Origin of the sequence: Bacteroides sp. UBA939, from assembly GCF_002293435.1 — a bacterium.
Classification (GTDB): domain Bacteria; phylum Bacteroidota; class Bacteroidia; order Bacteroidales; family Bacteroidaceae; genus Bacteroides.
Window position 1 is genome coordinate 1 of sequence record NZ_DBDF01000179.1, and the last position, 17,342, is coordinate 17,342.

Consider the following 17,342-nt stretch of genomic DNA (forward strand, 5'->3'; position numbering starts at 1 on the left):
AAGAAGAGAAGAATCCGCGCTCGTCCGCGTTCGTCCGCTTATTCCGCGCCATCCGCGTATCCATATCTTCGCTAAATTCTCATTTATAGTAAACGAAGTACTTACACTATGAATAATACAGGATAACTACAGGATGAATAATGCAGGATGAATAATGCAGGATGAATAATGCAGGATAACTACAGGATAAATAAGATTTTGGTGCGGTTGCCCTGAAAAAACGACGAAATAATACAGTCTCTTGCTTTCTTTTACTAATTTTGCAATCCATAATCCTCAGTATAGAGATGAAGACAGAGACACCAACATACAACTTGCTGAATTCTATTTCAACTCCTGAAGACCTGCGCAAACTGAATGTTGAGCTACTTCCGGAACTTTGCAAAGAACTGCGGCAAGACATTATAAAAGAAGTTTCGTGCAATCCGGGACACTTTGCAGCCAGCCTGGGAACAGTGGAACTCACCGTAGCCCTGCATTACGTATTCAACACCCCCTACGACCGCATTGTGTGGGACGTAGGGCATCAGGCTTATGGACACAAGATAGTAACCGGACGCCGCGAAACATTCTCCACCAACCGGAAGTTCAAAGGCATACGCCCCTTCCCTTCACCCGACGAAAGCGATTACGATACCTTCACATGCGGGCACGCATCCAACTCCATTTCCGCCGCACTCGGCATGGCAGTGGCAACAGCCGAAAAGGGAGAAAAAGACCGCCATGTAGTGGCTGTTATCGGCGACGGAAGCATGGGCGGCGGACTGGCATTCGAGGGATTGAACAATGCTTCGTCCACATCGAACAACTTGCTCATCATTCTCAATGACAATGACATGGCAATAGACCGGAGCGTGGGCGGCATGAAACAATACCTGTTCAATCTGACCACCTCAAACCGGTACAATCAACTTCGCTTCAGAGTATCCAAGATGCTATTCAGGATAGGTATCCTCAACGAAGAACGCCGCAAGGCGCTTATCCGCTTCGCAAACAGCCTGAAGTCGATGGCCGCTCAACAACAAAACATCTTCGAAGGGATGAATATCCGTTATTTCGGCCCTGTTGACGGACACGACGTGAAGAACATCGCACGCATCCTGCGAGATATTAAAGACATGCAAGGACCTAAAATCCTGCACCTGCACACCATAAAAGGCAAAGGGTTCGAACCAGCCGAAAAGGCACCGGGCATTTGGCACGCTCCGGGGATATTCAACCCGGTAACAGGCGAACGCTTCACCACAGATACACACCACCTCCCTCCCCTGTACCAGGACGTGTTTGGCGAAACGCTTGTGGAACTTGCCGAACAAAACCCGCACATCGTCGGCGTAACTCCAGCCATGCCCACGGGTTGTTCCATGAATAGGTTGATGGACGTAATGCCCGATCGCGCTTTCGATGTCGGCATAGCCGAAGGACATGCAGCCACTTTCTCCGGCGGTATGGCAAAGGAAGGCATGCAACCGTTCTGCAACATCTATTCCGCATTTATGCAGCGGGCTTACGACAATGTAATCCATGACATTGCCATGCTCCGGTTGCCTGTAGTGCTTTGCCTCGACAGAGCCGGACTGGTAGGTGAAGATGGCCCGACACACCACGGCGTATTCGACCTCGCCTACTTCCGCCCTATCCCCAACTTAACGATTTCATCGCCCATGAACGAGCACGAGTTGCGCCGGCTCATGTACACGGCACAACTACCGGACAAGGGAACATTCGTCATCCGGTATCCCCGCGGACGGGGCGTACTGACGGACTGGAAATGTCCGTTGGAAGAAATTCCGGTAGGCAAAGGGCGCAGACTGAAAGAAGGTAAAGACATTGCCGTCATCACCATCGGTCCGATAGGCAATATAGCCGGAGAAGCCATAGAACGGGCGGAGAAGGAGAAAAACATCTCAATCGCACATTATGACCTGCGTTTCCTTAAGCCGTTGGATGAGGATATGCTGCACGAGATAGGACGCTCATTTTCGCGTATCATCACCGTGGAAGACGGTACACGGAAAGGTGGCATGGGTAGCGCTGTCCTGGAGTTTATGGCAGACAACGGCTATACTCCGCAGGTACAACGCATCGGCGTACCGGACGTGTTCGTGGAGCACGGCACCATACAGGAATTATACCACCTGTGCGGAATGGACGAAGAGGGAATCTTTAATACAATCAATAATACGAATCAGTAGTTAAGGAAGTATCGCTCTGCTCAGGAGTCAGAGGAGTTAAAAGTATAACCAACCATTCATAATTAAGTGACGTGAAAATTATTATTGCCGGTGCCGGTGCAGTAGGCACACACTTAGCCAAGTTATTGTCCCGTGAAAAGCAGGACATCATACTGATGGACGACAACGAAGAAAAGTTGAGCACACTTAACTCCAACTTCGACCTGATGACGGTTACAGCGTCTCCGACTTCCATCCGGGGGCTGAAAGAAGCAGGAATCAAAGAGGCTGAGTTGTTCATAGCCGTCACTCCCGACGAAAGCCGTAACGTAACCGCATGCATGCTGGCCACTAACCTCGGAGCAAAGAAAACGGTTGCCCGCATCGACAATTATGAATATCTCCTGCCTAAAAACAAGGAATTCTTCCAGAAGCTGGGTGTCGACTCGCTAATCTATCCCGAAATGCTTGCCGCTAAAGAAGTCGTATCCTCCATCCGCATGAGTTGGGTGCGCCAATGGTGGGAGTTCTGCGGAGGTTCACTGATACTTATCGGCACGAAGATGCGCGAAAAAGCCGAAATACTGGATATTCCCCTGCACCAGCTTGCCGAAGCAGACAAACCTTACCACGTTGTAGCCATCAAACGAGGCAACGAAACGATTATCCCCCGCGGGGATGATGTCATTAAACTGCACGACATTGTTTACTTTACCACCACCCGTAAATACATACCTTATATACGGAAAATAGCCGGTAAAGAAGATTATGCCGACGTCCGCAACGTAATGATTATGGGCGGAAGCCGGATTGCCGTGCGTACGGCACAGTACGTACCCGACTATATGCAGGTGAAAATCATAGACAATGACCTGAGCCGTTGCAACCGGTTGACAGAGCTTCTGGATGACAAGGTCATGATTATCAATGGCGATGGCCGCGATATGGATTTGCTTCTCGAGGAAGGTTTGAGGAATACGGAGGCCTTTGTTGCCCTGACAGGCAATTCCGAAACAAATATACTTTCTTGCCTTGCCGCCAAACGTATGGGCGTCAGTAAGACCGTGGCGGAAGTAGAAAACATCGATTATATAGGAATGGCGGAAAGCCTTGATATCGGTACAGTTATCAACAAGAAAATGATTACTGCCAGCCACATTTATCAGATGATGCTGGATGCGGACGTTAGCAATGTGAAGTGTCTGACCTTTGCCAATGCTGACGTTGCGGAGTTCACCGTAAAAGCCGACTCCAAAATCACGAAGCACCAGGTGAAAGACCTCGGACTGCCGAAAGGTACCACCATCGGAGGGCTTGTTCGGCACGGAGAAGGCATAGTGGTGACGGGTAATACGCAAATACTACCGGGAGACCATGTAGTGGTATTCTGTCTGAGTATGATGATTAAGAAGATAGAGAAGTACTTTAGCTAAAAAGAGAAGTAACTTATGAAACCTCAGTAGAAGAAATATGATTAACTTTAAAATCGTTATACGAATCATTGGCATTCTCTTGCTGTTGGAAACAGTGATGCTGTTGTTATGTTCCGGAATCTCGCTTTATTATCAGGACAAAGCGTTGGTAAGTTTCTGGATATCCGCAGGTATCACGGCAGGTGTCGGATTATTATTGGCGATTTGGGGTAAAGGCGGCGATAAACAACTGACACGCAGAGACGGATATGTACTCGTCAGCTTTTCCTGGGTGGCATTCTCATTCTTCGGCATGTTGCCGTTCTATATCAGCGGATACATCCCCGACATAACCAATGCTTTCTTCGAAACCATGTCCGGCTTCAGCAGCACAGGCTCCAGCATATTGGATGACATTGAAACACTACCCTACGGATTACTTTTCTGGCGCAGCATGACACAATGGATCGGTGGTTTAGGAATCATCATGTTCACAATCGCCATTCTCCCCATATTCGGCGTAAACGGCACACAAGTATTCGCCGCCGAAGCAAGCGGCCCCACGCACGACAAGGTACATCCGCGCATCGGCATCACAGCCAAATGGATTTGGAGTATCTATGCCGGTATCACCCTTATCCTTGTTGTTCTGCTGATGTCGGGAGGCATGGACTGGTTCGATAGCGTTTGCCATGCATTTGCCACCACAGGCACAGGCGGTTTCTCAACCAAACAAGCCAGCATAGCCCACTACAACTCGCCTTATCTTGAATATATCATATCCGCCTTCATGTTCATATCCGGCATCAACTTCACCCTGTTACTGTTCTTTGTCAACCGGAAATTTAAGAAAATCATTCAGGACGATGAATTGAAATGGTATTTCGGCTCGGTAGTACTTTTTACTGCCATCATAGCAGCTATACTTTATTATTCCGAATCAATAGGAATAGAAGATGCATTCAGGAAATCACTGTTTCAGGTTATTTCACTGCACACCTCCACAGGTTTTGCTACGGACGACTATATGTTGTGGCCTGCTGTTGTCTGGGGACTACTGACCATTGTGATGTTGATAGGAGCCTGCGCAGGAAGCACAACGGGCGGTCTGAAATGTATCCGGATGGTGATTCTGGGTAAAGTTGCCCGCAATGAATTTAAACGTATCTTACACCCCAGCGCTGTGCTTCCGGTAAGAATCAATAAACAAGTGGTTTCACCGACTTTGCAGTCCACAGTACTTGCTTTCTGTTTTATTTATGCGGTTATCATCATTATCAGCGTATTGATTATGATGGGATTAGGCATCGGATTTTTAGAATCCGTGGGTTGCGTGGTTTCCAGCGTCGGCAATATGGGACCGGGGTTAGGTGAAACCGGTCCTGCTTTCTCCTGGAATGCGTTGCCCGATGCAGCAAAATGGCTACTTTCATTCCTTATGCTCCTTGGGCGCCTGGAACTATTCACAGTACTGCTGCTTTTCACCCCGGAATTCTGGAAAAAGAATTGATGGAAAACCCAAAAGAACAAAAACAATCTATTTTTGATATCTCCATATAACAAAAAGGCGCAAGATTTGTTATACATTTGCGGGCGATTTTTATTACGACATAATCGAATCAAGGAAGATAATCATTTTACCAAAAGTGAGGTAAGCGAATAGCTTTCCAAAGTATCTTATCCTAAGATATACATCTGAAATATAATTAGATTTATGAATTTCACTTTGTTAGTAGCCGTCTTGTTGACGGCAATCGCTTTCGTGGGTATTGTTATCGCATTGTCAAAAGCAATATCACCCCGTTCGTACAATCCACAGAAGATGGAAGCGTACGAATGCGGTATTCCTACCCGTGGTAAATCGTGGATGCAGTTCCGGGTGGGTTATTATTTGTTTGCCATCCTGTTCCTCATGTTCGACGTGGAGACGGTGTTTTTGTTCCCGTGGGCGGTCATCGCCCGTGAGCAAGGAGTGATGGGACTGTTCAGCATCTTGTTTTTCCTGTTAATTCTGATATTGGGACTTGCTTATGCATGGCGGAAAGGAGCATTGGAATGGAAATAACAAAAAAGCCGAAAATAAAATCTATCCCGTATGAAGAGTTTGCGGATAATGAAACACTTGAGAAACTCGTTCGCGAGCTTAATGCCGGCGGCACCAACGTGGCTCTCGGTGTACTGGACGATTTCATCAACTGGGGACGCAGCAATTCGCTGTGGCCGCTTACGTTTGCAACAAGTTGCTGCGGCATCGAGTTCATGGCACTGGGCGCCGCTCGCTACGACATGGCGCGCTTCGGATTTGAAGTAGCCCGCGCCAGCCCGCGGCAGGCAGACATGATTATGGTTTGCGGAACCATTACCAATAAGATGGCTCCCGTTCTGAAACGCTTGTACGACCAGATGCCTGATCCTAAATATGTAATAGCCGTAGGCGGATGCGCCGTTAGCGGCGGACCGTTCAAGAAGTCATACCATGTAGTGAATGGGGTAGATAAGATTTTGCCGGTAGATGTATACATCCCGGGATGTCCGCCTCGTCCGGAAGCATTTTATTATGGCATGATGCAGTTGCAGCGCAAAGTGAAAATAGAGAAGTTCTTCGGCGGAGTAAACCGGAAAGAGAAAGAAACAGAACCATAATATGGATAATATACGATTTATAACGCCTGCGGACTTACACAACGAAATGTTTCGTCTGCGCAAAGAGCAACAGATGGACTTTTTAAAATGTCTGACAGGCATGGACTGGGGAGAAGCTGATGAAAAAGACACGCCGGATACGCCACGCGGACTGGGAGTGATTTATCACCTGGAATCCACCGTTACCGGCGAATGTTTAGCGGTACGTACCGCTTCCCTGAACCGTGAAACTCCTGAATTGCCAAGCGTAAGCGATATCTGGAAAGCAGCAGACTTTCTGGAACGTGAAGTATATGACTTCTTCGGAATTATCTTCATCGGACATCCCGACATGCGCCGTCTCTATCTTCGTAACGACTGGACAGGATACCCCATGCGTAAGGACAACGATCCTGAAAAGGACAATCCGCTATGTATGGACAACGAAGCAACAATCGATACCACTATGGAATTGGAACTGAATCCCGACGGTACGATACAGAACAAGGAACTGTTACTTTTCGGTGACGAAGAATATGTGGTAAACATTGGCCCACAACACCCTGCTACGCATGGTGTAATGCGCTTCCGCGTGTCACTGGAAGGTGAAACCATTGGAAAGATAGATGCTAACTGCGGCTATATCCACCGGGGTATTGAGAAGATGTGCGAAAACCTCACCTATCCCCAGACATTAGCACTGACCGATCGCCTGGATTACCTGGGCGCGCATCAGAATCGCCATGCGCTGTGTATGTGCATCGAGCAGGCAATGGGTATTGAAGTAAGCAACCGTGTAAAGTACATACGCACCATCATGGACGAATTGCAGCGCATCGACTCCCACTTATTGTTCTACTCTTGCCTGGCAATGGATCTCGGGGCATTAACCGCTTTCTTCTACGGTTTCCGCGACCGGGAAAGGATACTCGACATCTTCGAAGAAACTTGCGGCGGACGCCTTATCATGAACTATAACACCATCGGCGGCGTACAGGCTGACCTTCATCCTGGTTTTCAGAAACGGGTGAAAGAGTTTATCCCATACCTGCGCGGAATTATTCACGAATACCACGAAGTATTCACCGGCAATATCATTGCCCGGCAACGTCTGAAAGGCGTAGGTGTGCTGAGTCGTGAAGATGCCATCTCTTTTGGAGCCACAGGGGGCACGGGACGCGCCAGCGGCTGGGCTTGCGACGTACGCAAACGTCACCCGTATGGAGTGTACGACAAAGTGGATTTCAAAGAAATCGTTTATACCGAAGGAGACTCCTGGGCGCGCTACATGGTTCGTATGGACGAAATCATGGAAAGCATGAATATCATTGAACAGCTTATTGACAATATTCCCGAAGGTTCCTATCAGGAAAAGATGAAACCTGTTATCCGTGTTCCGGAAGGACAGTATTACACTTCCGTGGAAAGTAGTCGTGGGGAGTTTGGTATCTTCCTGGAAAGTCATGGAGACAAAACCCCATATCGCCTGCATTTCCGTTCAACGGGATTACCGCTGGTAAGTACCGTAGACACCATCTGCCGGGGAGTGAAGATTGCCGACCTGATAGCCATCGGAGGAACACTGGATTATGTAGTGCCGGATATTGACAGGTAATTAATGATTAACGATTAGTGATTAGTGGTTAGCGGGTACGCTGTCACACTGAAAGAAGTATTAATCACTAATCACTAACAACTAATAACTAACAACATAACTAAATAACGTGTTTGACTTTAGTATAGTAACCAACTGGATACACCAGACTCTGACTTCCTTTATGCCGGAAGGTCTGGCAATACTCCTCGAATGCATAGTGATTGGCGTATGCATCATTCTAATGTATGCCGTGCTTGCCATCTTATTGATTTATATGGAGCGCAAGATATGCGCATTCTTCCAATGCCGCATCGGACCGAACCGTGTAGGCAAGTGGGGTAGCATTCAGGTCATTTGCGATGTGCTGAAGATGCTGACCAAGGAAATCTTCACTCCGAAAAGCGCCGACCGCTTTCTCTATAACCTGGCGCCATTCATGGTTATCATTGCCTCATTCCTGACATTTGCCTGTTTGCCTATAAATAAAGGTATGGAAGTGCTGGACTTTAACGTAGGCGTGTTCTTCCTGCTGGCGGCATCGAGTATGGGGGTAATAGGCATTTTGCTGGCAGGATGGGGTTCAAACAATAAGTTCTCACTCATCGGGGCTATGCGAAGCGGAGCACAGATAATCTCGTACGAGTTATCCGTAGGACTGAGCATCCTAACGATGGTAGTACTGATGGGAACCATGCAATTCTCTGAAATTGTAGAAGGACAAGCTGACGGATGGTTCATTTTCAAAGGACACATCCCGGCAGTCATTGCTTTCATTATCTACCTGATAGCCGGAAATGCCGAATGTAACCGTGGCCCGTTCGATTTACCCGAAGCGGAAAGTGAACTGACGGCAGGATATCATACCGAATATAGCGGTATGCACTTCGGTTTCTTTTATCTGGCGGAATATCTGAACTTATTTATCGTAGCCGGTGTAGCCGCTACCATCTTCCTGGGAGGCTGGATGCCATTGCATATTGCAGGACTGGATGGCTTTAATGCTGTAATGGATTATATTCCGGGCTTTATCTGGTTTTTCGGAAAGGCATTCTTCGTAGTGTTCCTGCTGATGTGGATCAAATGGACGTTCCCACGGCTGCGTATCGACCAGATTCTGGCGCTGGAATGGAAATATCTGGTGCCCATTTCAATGATAAACCTGATAATAATGGTACTGATTGTTGTATTCAAACTGCACTTCTGATTAGTGAGGTAATGCAAAATCTGATTTCCATTCAGACCGGTATAAGGCCGGAAAGCAATATTCACTTTCGGATAAATTAAATATAATAGAGATAATGAAGGATGAAAACGAAACATATAGTTATTTAGGTGGACTGATACATGGAATATGTTCCTTGCTGACAGGAATGAAAACTACCATGACCGTATTCTGGCGCCGGAAAGTGACGGAACAGTATCCGGAGAACCGTGCGACATTAAAGATGTTCGACCGTTTCCGCGGGACACTGACCATGCCGCATAATGAGCTGAACGAACATCATTGCATTGCCTGCGGGCTGTGCCAGATAGCATGTCCCAATGATACCATCAACGTAGTAAGCGAAACGATAGAAACCGGGGACGGCAAGAAAAAGAAGGTATTGGCGGAATATCAATATGACCTTGGGTCGTGTATGTTTTGCCAGCTTTGCGTCACTGCTTGTCCGCACGATGCCATCACATTCGATACCAGCTTCGAGCATGCAGTGTTTGACAGGACAAGGCTGGTGAAGACGCTTAATCGTCCGGGCAGCAACGTAATTAATAAATGATTAACGATGAGTGATAAGTGGTTAGTGCCATGCGGCATACGGATGTGTTACCTGCTAATCATTAATCACTAAAAACTAAAAAACTAATTCAAATGGAAATAACCCTTGAAACCGTAGTATTCTACTTCTTGGCAGCGTTCATCACTGTGTGCTCCATACTTACTGTGACTACACGCCACATGGTACGCTCGGCAACATATCTGCTGTTCACACTTCTCGGCACGGCAGGCATTTACTTCCTGCTGGGCTATACATTCCTGGGTTCGGTACAAATCATGGTTTATGCCGGCGGCATTGTAGTGCTTTACGTCTTCTCCATCCTGTTGACCAGTGGTGAAGGAGACCGCACTGCCGACAGGCTGAAACGCAGTAAACTATTGGCAGGTCTGGGTGCAACAGTAGGCGGCGCCGTCATTGTACTGTTCATCACATTGAAATATAAGTTCATTGCAACTACCGACATCGCACCGCTGGAAATCAATATCAAAACCATCGGAAATGCCATGTTGAGTGGAGACAAATACGGTTATCTGCTTCCCTTCGAAGCCGTCAGCATCTTGTTGCTGGCATGTATTGTGGGCGGCCTGATGATTGCACGCAAGCGATGATAGCTACTAATTAATAATAAGCATTTGATTATGATACACATGGAATATTACCTGATAGTTTCAGCTATCATGTTTTTCGCCGGCATCTACGGGTTCTTCACCCGCCGCAACACACTGGCAATACTTATCAGCATTGAATTGATACTGAATGCTACGGATATCAACTTCGCCGTATTCAATCGTTTCCTCTTCCCCGGCGGACTGGAAGGGTACTTTTTCGCCTTGTTCTCCATTGCTATTTCGGCAGCCGAAACGGCAGTAGCTATCGCAATTATGATTAATATCTACCGCAACATACGAAGTATCCAGGTTAACAAGCTGGATGATTTGAAATGGTAACCAAAAAGAATTATATATGGAATATACAATCCTCATTCTCCTGCTTCCTCTCCTCTCCTTCCTTGTGTTGGGGATTGGCGGCAAATGGATGACGCATCGAACGGCAGGCATCATTGGCACTACTGTATTAGGCGTGGTAGCCATAGTGAGCTATGCCACTGCCTGGCAATATTTCTCCGCCCCACGTCTGGCGGACGGTACTTTTGCCACACTTATGCCTTACAATATAACATGGCTGCCTTTCACCCCGACGCTGAGTATTGACTTGGGCATATTGCTCGACCCTATTTCGGTGATGATGCTTATTGTCATCTCTACCGTGTCACTGATGGTACACATCTACTCTTTCGGTTACATGAAGGGGGAACACGGTTTCCAACGTTATTACGCATTTCTCAGCCTTTTCACTATGTCCATGTTGGGGCTGGTAGTGGCTACCAATATCTTCCAGATGTATCTGTTCTGGGAACTGGTGGGCGTTTCGTCTTACTTGTTAATCGGTTTTTATTATACGAAACCGGCTGCTGTCGCGGCAAGCAAGAAGGCATTCATCGTCACCCGTTTTGCAGACCTGGGCTTCCTGATCGGTATCCTTGTCTACGGTTATTATGCCGGAACGTACACCTTTGAACCTAATCAGATGGCGCTGCTGAAAGGTGGTGCAACCATGATACCGCTGGCATTGGGACTGATGTTTACAGGCGGCGCCGGAAAGAGCGCCATGTTCCCGCTGCACATCTGGCTACCGGATGCAATGGAAGGGCCAACTCCCGTTTCCGCATTGATTCATGCGGCGACAATGGTTGTTGCCGGAGTTTATCTCGTAGCACGAATGTTCCCGCTGTTTATCGGTTATGCACCGGATGTGCTGCATCTGGTAGCTTACATCGGAGCATTCACCGCACTTTATGCCGCTTCGGTTGCCTGCGTACAAAGTGACATCAAGCGTGTGCTTGCCTTCTCTACGATTTCCCAAATCGGCTTTATGATGGTAGCATTGGGCGTATGTACTTCTGCCGACCCCCATCACGGAGGATTGGGATACATGGCAGGAATGTTCCACTTGTTTACACATGCCATGTTCAAAGCGCTGCTCTTCCTCGGAGCAGGCAGTATTATCCACGCAGTGCACAGTAATGAGATGTCCGCTATGGGTGGATTACGCAAGTACATGCCTGTGACGCATGCAACGTTCCTGATTGCTTGCCTTGCTATTGCCGGCATACCTCCGTTCTCCGGATTCTTCTCCAAAGATGAAATATTGACTGCATGTTTCGAGTTCAGTCCCGCAATGGGTTGGATTATGACAGTGATTGCTGCAATGACGGCATTCTATATGTTCCGCCTTTACTACGGTATTTTCTGGGGAAAGGCAATTAGTGATAAACGATTAGTGATTAGTGATAAGCAAGCGCAGCCTACTAATCACTCATCACTAAACGCTAATCACTCTCACACTCCTCATGAGAGTCCGTTGGCAATGACTCTGCCGCTGATATTTCTTGCGGTTGTAACTGTCGTAGCAGGCTTCATTCCTTTCGGCAAGTTCATTTCATCTAATGGAACGGCTTATGAAATTCATCTCGATTGGACGGTAGCGGGCACCAGTATTGCGATTGCCGTCGCTTCAATTGCGATTGCCACTTATATGTATGCAAGAGCAGAGCAGCCTGTTGCCAATGCACTTGCCCGCCGCTTCCGCAGGTTGTGGACGGCTGCTTATCATCGTTTTTATATTGATGATGTGTACCGGTTCATTACCCACAAGATTATATTCGGTTGCATTTCCCGTCCCATTGCCTGGTTCGACCACCATGTGGTAGACGGTTTCTTCAACTTCCTTGCCTGGAGCGCAAATGCTACCAGTGATGAGATACGCGGCTTGCAAAGCGGACAGATTCAGCAATATACATACGTATTCCTGTTGGGTACGCTGGCGTTGATTCTGATGTTGCTGCTGTAAAACAAGACTATCGGCTTTAACGCCTAAGCCCGCTTGAGGGCTGATAACTCTTGAGCGAAGTGATAACTCCTTAACCCCTGACTCGCATTAGGAATAAATTCAAAACAGCTTCTAAGAATGTGAGATAATTATAAAACAATATTGCAATATGAATATATTAAGTATTTTTGTTCTCATTCCCCTGCTGATGCTTCTCGCCCTCTGGCTGAGCCGCAACCTCAGGCAGATACGTACGGTGATGGTTACAGGAGCTTCGGCTCTGGTAATAGCTGCTGTCGGCCTTACCATTGCATACCTGCAAGCACGCGCCGCCGGCGACACTGCCGAAATGCTTTTCCGCGCAGACGTTCCCTGGTATCCGGCGCTCAACATACACTACTCTGTCGGCGTAGACGGCATTTCCGTAGCCATGTTGCTACTCTCCGCCATCATCGTTTTTACCGGAACCTTTGCTTCCTGGCGCCTGCAACCGTTGACCAAAGAGTATTTCCTTTGGTTCACCCTGCTTTCCATGGGAGTATTCGGCTTCTTTATCTCTACCGATTTGTTCACCATGTTCATGTTCTATGAAGTGGCGCTGATACCGATGTACCTGCTTATCGGCGTGTGGGGCAGCGGACGCAAAGAATATTCCGCCATGAAACTGACATTGATGTTGATGGGCGGTTCGGCATTCCTGCTGATTGGTATCCTCGGCATCTATTACGGTTCAGGCGGTACTACCATGAACTTGCTGGACATCGCCGCATTGCACAATATTCCCATCGAACAACAACGCATCTGGTTCCCGCTCACTTTCCTGGGTTTCGGTGTGCTTGGTGCATTATTCCCGTTCCATACATGGAGTCCCGACGGCCATGCTTCGGCGCCCACAGCCGTGAGTATGCTCCACGCCGGTGTATTGATGAAGCTCGGCGGTTACGGCTGTTTCCGCATAGCCATGTACCTGATGCCTGAAGCTGCGCAGGAACTCGGCTGGATATTCCTGATACTGACAGGCATCTCCGTGGTTTACGGCGCATTCTCTGCGTGTGTACAAACGGACTTGAAGTATATCAACGCCTATTCCTCCGTATCGCACTGCGGTTTAGTACTCTTTGCCATCCTGATGATGAACCGGACTGCCTGTACCGGCGCCGTATTGCAGATGCTCAGTCACGGTTTGATGACAGCCCTGTTCTTCGCGCTTATCGGTATGATTTACGGGCGTACTCACACACGTGACGTACGCGAGCTGAGCGGCTTAATGAAAATCATGCCTTTCCTTGCAGTTTGCTACGTGATTGCCGGACTTGCCAACCTCGGACTTCCGGGACTTAGCGGATTCGTGGCCGAAATGACCATCTTTAACGGCGCCTTCCAGCACGCAGATGTCTTCCACCGCACATGGACTATTATCGCTTGCACTTCGATTGTGATTACCGCCGTTTATATTCTGAGGCTCGTCGGCAAGATACTCTACGGCACATGCGCCAACAAGCACCACCTGACATTGACCGATGCCACTTGGGATGAACGCACCGCCGTCATCATCCTCATCGTATGCGTTGCAGGCCTGGGCATCGCCCCGTTGTGGATAAGTAATATGATTGGAGACAGCGTAGTACCCCTGGTAAGCATATTCGCTAATCACTAACCACTAACAGTTAATCACTAACCGCTAACAGTTAATCACTAAATAACATGGATTATTCCCAGTTTCTCATTCTCAAGGAAGAGCTTTCGCTGATAGCTGTCATCGTCATTCTCTTCGTAGCCGACCTCTTCATGAGTCCCGACGCTCACAAAAGAGACGGCAAACCGCAGTTGAACACCATGCTGCCCGTTGTATTGCTCACGATACATACGCTGATTACGATTATCCCCGGTCCTGCTGCCGACGCTTTCGGCGGAATGTACCATAACGCCCCGATACAAAGCATCGTGAAGTCCATACTTAGCGTAGGAACGCTTATCGTTTTCCTGATGGCGCACGAATGGCTGAAACTACCGGATACTTTTATCAAGCAAGGCGAGTTTTACTTGCTCACCCTCTCCACTTTACTTGGTATGTACTTCATGATATCCGCAGGCCATTTCCTTATGTTCTTCATCGGATTGGAAACGGCGAGTATCCCAATGGCTGCATTGGTGGCTTTCGACAAATACCGCCACCACTCTGCCGAAGCGGGTGCCAAGTACATACTAACCGCCCTGTTCTCCAGCGGCTTGCTGCTTTACGGCATCTCACTGATATACGGAACGGTAGGCACTCTCTATTTCAATGATATCACTGCCCACCTGAACGGGAATGCTTTGCAGATAATGGCGTTCGTGTTCTTCTTTGCCGGCATGGGCTTCAAGATTTCCCTTGTCCCCTTCCACTTGTGGACGGCGGACGTATACGAAGGCGCCCCAAGTACGGTAACCGCTTATTTGAGCGTCATTTCCAAAGGTTCTGCGGCATTTGTGCTGATGACTATCCTTGTCAAGGCATTTGCTCCGATGGTAGACCAATGGCGTGAAGTGTTGTATTGGGCTATCATTGCCAGTATCACGCTGGGCAATCTGTTCGCCTTACGTCAGGAGAACCTGAAACGTTTGATGGCATTTTCCAGCATCTCGCAGGCAGGATACATCATGCTGGGAGTTATCAGCGGAACATCTCAAGGCATGACGTCGCTGGTATATTATGTGCTTATTTACCTCTTTGCCAATCTGGCGGTGTTTACGGTAATTACGATTGTAGCCCTGCGCGCCCATCGTTTCACGCTGGAAGAGTACAACGGATTGTACTCCACCAATCCCAAACTGGCATTCCTCATGACGCTGGCATTATTCTCATTGGCAGGTATTCCGCCGTTTGCAGGCTTCTTCTCGAAGTTCTTTATCTTCGCGGCGGCTTTTCAGAGCGGTTTCCATTTGCTGGTGTTCATTGCATTGGTCAATACGGTACTGTCGCTATACTACTATCTGAAGATTGTAAAGGCAATGTACATTAATAAGAATGACGAGCCTATCGCCGCCTTTCGCAGTGATAACTATACACGCGCCAGCCTCGTTATTTGTACGTTGGGTATCATCGTGCTGAGTTTCGCAAGCATTATCTATCAGAATATAGATAAGTTCACGTTCGGGTTATAGCAGGTGGTTGATGATATTATTCAGGCGCGGATTATGCTTTAGTAAGCGTAAAAAAATAAGTTGGGACAGTTTTTGATTAAAGAAAGAGACTGCATCTCATCAGTGCCGTCTTAATCTGTACCAAGTTATTTTTTAATCATTACTTAGTATCTCTATTAGCTTCGCTGACAGAGATACTAAATCGTAATCCGCACCTGAAACATATCAAATAACAATATGTAGCTCCGCAAGTGATACGTGATCGCAAAAAGACAGCAAAAGCATCTTTTCCATAACAAAACATTCCGCAGAAAAAGGGGAAATAGAAACTGCAAACACGATATTCTGAATATATATACAGATATTCCGCATGATTCGTGGCCGATATACGGAATTTATGCAATAATTGTATGCTTCCTGCGCGAACGGAATAATACAGAGCGCGAACCAGGCAATTCTGTGCGTGAACCGCATATAGCCCGCTCGTGAACCGCATATAGCCCGTCTGCGAACCACATATATCCCGTCCGTGAACCGCATATAGCCCGTGCGCGAACCGCATATATCCCGTCCGTGAACCGCATATATGTCGTATAAAAAGCAGCACTATCCGGTATGAATAGTCTTAATAATTCTTCCGGCAGTTTTAAAAAACGTTCCGATAGTTTTTAAAAAACTATCGGAACGTTCTTAAAAAACCCCTCGAAAATCACTAAAAATCCCTCCAAAGAAATCTTCCGTATTTTTTAGAGATGTATAGATTTCGATATTCCGCTATCTGTCAGCAAGATACGGATTTTTACTCCCGTATTTCCAGCCAACTCTGCCTTCGGACGGAAATATCGCATTCTCAGGCGACTAAAAATACAGAATATCAATTTGACAGTAACGATGTTCACACTCTTAGGCAGGATGTTATTCCACCTCGCCTAACTTAAGTCGCACAAAGTCTTCAATGAAATCTATCGTCTTTTCTACGCCTAATACAGAAGAATCAATGCAAAGGTGATAAGTCGCTGCCACTCCCCAAGTCTTATAACTATAGTAATTATAATACTCGGAACGTTTCTTATCGGCCTTACTTATCATACTTTTCGCTTCTTCCTCCGAAATGTGATGTAATGCACGAAGACGCTGGATACGCGCTTCTTGTGAAGAGAAAATAAAGATGTTGATGCAGCATGGATGTTCGCGCAGGATATAGTCGGCGCAACGCCCCACAAAAAGACAGGACTTCTCGGCTGCCAACCGACGGATTACATCACTCTGTACTTTGAAAAGCGCATCGTCGCTCAGGCAATTCTGTGCAGGTAGAACTCCTTCACCCACAAAGGGGAAACGCATCCCGAACAATCCGCCGATAACACCCTGCGAAGCGCGTTCATCGGCTTTCTCGAAAAGCTCACGGCACAAGCCGCTCTCTTTAGAAGCCAGAGTTATCAACTCCTTATCATAGAAATCAATCCCCAACCGGGCTGCCAGTTTCTCTCCTATTTCTTTTCCGCCACTTCCCAATTGCCGGCCGATATTCACAACAAACTTTTCATTCATAGCTTCAATCTATTTGGTTTTACAATAACAAAAGTAAGGATTAATAATATAGAAACAAAGAAAAGGATAATATCCTTTCAGAAACTGTCCTGATTTTGTCCGGCATTCCTTTGAGAGTTGTTTTTGAGGATGTTTCTCTGTTTCTATGAGTTCTTAAACCTTTCCTAACCTGTGTGATTCATAGTGTAAGTACTTCGTT

The 17,342-nt window shown here is 47.3% G+C and carries 14 protein-coding genes; 13 read left to right on the forward strand and 1 reads right to left on the reverse strand.

The annotated features are described in order from the left end of the window. Window positions 1-287: 287 nt before the first annotated feature. The 13 genes from dxs (at window position 288) to B2Z67_RS11485 (ending at window position 15,613) form a co-directional block, all read left to right on the forward strand. Window positions 288-2,195, forward strand: a complete 1,908-nt coding sequence (gene dxs, locus B2Z67_RS11425; RefSeq protein WP_291529958.1) for a 1-deoxy-D-xylulose-5-phosphate synthase — start codon at window positions 288-290, stop codon at window positions 2,193-2,195. A 71-nt stretch (window positions 2,196-2,266) separates the two neighbouring features. Then, entirely contained in the window at window positions 2,267-3,607 is a 1,341-nt protein-coding gene (trkA, locus tag B2Z67_RS11430) for a Trk system potassium transporter TrkA (protein WP_291529959.1), read from the forward strand. Between the two features lie 37 nt (window positions 3,608-3,644). Next, complete coding sequence (locus tag B2Z67_RS11435) at window positions 3,645-5,096, forward strand: TrkH family potassium uptake protein (protein ID WP_291529960.1); 1,452 nt, start codon at window positions 3,645-3,647, stop codon at window positions 5,094-5,096. 204 nt (window positions 5,097-5,300) lie between these two features. Next, window positions 5,301-5,651, forward strand: coding sequence for an NADH-quinone oxidoreductase subunit A (locus B2Z67_RS11440; RefSeq protein ID WP_291529961.1), 351 nt, complete (start codon window positions 5,301-5,303; stop codon window positions 5,649-5,651). Then, the gene (locus tag B2Z67_RS11445) at window positions 5,642-6,229 is read left to right on the forward strand and encodes an NADH-quinone oxidoreductase subunit B (RefSeq protein ID WP_291529962.1); all 588 of its coding nucleotides are present in this window, start codon (window positions 5,642-5,644) and stop codon (window positions 6,227-6,229) included. Before B2Z67_RS11440 ends, B2Z67_RS11445 begins: the two co-directional genes overlap by 10 nt. Window position 6,230: 1 nt before the next feature. Continuing rightward, complete coding sequence (locus B2Z67_RS11450) at window positions 6,231-7,823, forward strand: NADH-quinone oxidoreductase subunit D (protein WP_291529963.1); 1,593 nt, start codon at window positions 6,231-6,233, stop codon at window positions 7,821-7,823. A 109-nt stretch (window positions 7,824-7,932) separates the two neighbouring features. Further along, the gene (gene nuoH / locus B2Z67_RS11455; protein ID WP_291529964.1) at window positions 7,933-9,009 is read left to right on the forward strand and encodes an NADH-quinone oxidoreductase subunit NuoH; all 1,077 of its coding nucleotides are present in this window, start codon (window positions 7,933-7,935) and stop codon (window positions 9,007-9,009) included. Window positions 9,010-9,103: 94 nt separating this feature from the next. After that, a complete protein-coding gene (locus B2Z67_RS11460; protein WP_291529965.1) occupies window positions 9,104-9,580 on the forward strand; it encodes a 4Fe-4S binding protein in 477 nt (158 codons plus the stop codon). 92 nt (window positions 9,581-9,672) lie between these two features. Further along, window positions 9,673-10,188, forward strand: a complete 516-nt coding sequence (locus B2Z67_RS11465) for an NADH-quinone oxidoreductase subunit J (RefSeq protein ID WP_291529966.1) — start codon at window positions 9,673-9,675, stop codon at window positions 10,186-10,188. Window positions 10,189-10,218: 30 nt separating this feature from the next. Next, complete coding sequence (gene nuoK, locus B2Z67_RS11470; protein WP_291529967.1) at window positions 10,219-10,527, forward strand: NADH-quinone oxidoreductase subunit NuoK; 309 nt, start codon at window positions 10,219-10,221, stop codon at window positions 10,525-10,527. A 16-nt stretch (window positions 10,528-10,543) separates the two neighbouring features. Further along, window positions 10,544-12,490: an NADH-quinone oxidoreductase subunit L gene (nuoL, locus tag B2Z67_RS11475; protein WP_291529968.1), complete on the forward strand. Its 1,947-nt coding sequence runs from the start codon at window positions 10,544-10,546 to the stop codon at window positions 12,488-12,490. Between the two features lie 148 nt (window positions 12,491-12,638). Then, a complete protein-coding gene (locus tag B2Z67_RS11480) occupies window positions 12,639-14,126 on the forward strand; it encodes a complex I subunit 4 family protein (protein ID WP_291529969.1) in 1,488 nt (495 codons plus the stop codon). A 47-nt stretch (window positions 14,127-14,173) separates the two neighbouring features. Further along, window positions 14,174-15,613 (forward strand): NADH-quinone oxidoreductase subunit N, encoded by a 1,440-nt coding sequence (locus B2Z67_RS11485; RefSeq protein WP_291529970.1) that lies wholly within the window; start codon window positions 14,174-14,176, stop codon window positions 15,611-15,613. Window positions 15,614-16,507: 894 nt separating this feature from the next. Here the strand turns inward: B2Z67_RS11485 and B2Z67_RS11490 are convergent. Next, the gene (locus B2Z67_RS11490) at window positions 16,508-17,143 is read right to left on the reverse strand and encodes an AAA family ATPase (RefSeq protein ID WP_291529971.1); all 636 of its coding nucleotides are present in this window, start codon (window positions 17,141-17,143) and stop codon (window positions 16,508-16,510) included. Window positions 17,144-17,342 lie beyond the last annotated feature (199 nt).